This is a genomic window from Streptococcus suis (genome assembly GCF_002960445.1).
GTDB lineage: Bacteria > Bacillota > Bacilli > Lactobacillales > Streptococcaceae > Streptococcus > Streptococcus hyiners.
The window spans coordinates 1-370 of record NZ_POJD01000366.1 but is presented as its reverse complement, the minus strand read 5'-3'; the positions used below and the strand labels follow the sequence as shown (position 1 = coordinate 370).

At 32.4% G+C, this 370-nt stretch carries 1 pseudogene; it reads left to right on the top strand.

From position 1 onward, the window contains the following. Window positions 1-226: pseudogene (locus C1G53_RS12095) on the top strand (Msr family ABC-F type ribosomal protection protein); the annotation flags it as partial. Window positions 227-370 lie beyond the last annotated feature (144 nt).

Genomic DNA, 370 nt, shown 5'->3' with positions numbered 1-370 from the left:
AATTATAAAATTGTTGCTTGCTAAAATGCTCATGGGTAGATATAACATCCTAATAATGGATGAACCCAGTAACTTCCTTGACATACCAAGTTTAGAGGCTTTGGAAATACTAATGAAGGAGTACACCGGAACTATCGTGTTTATCACCCACGATAAACGATTACTCGAAAATGTAGCAGATGTAGTTTATGAAATTAGAGATAAGAAAATAAATCTGAAACATTAAATTTAAGGTAGTCGCTGGTCAGTATAGTCTGTTCTGGTTGGCGACTCCATTGTTAAAGAGTATAAAGACTTTAGATTTTATGAATATTAAAAATAGGAACAGTCAATTGAACTGCTCCTATTTTTCTGCTAAATATATTGTAGA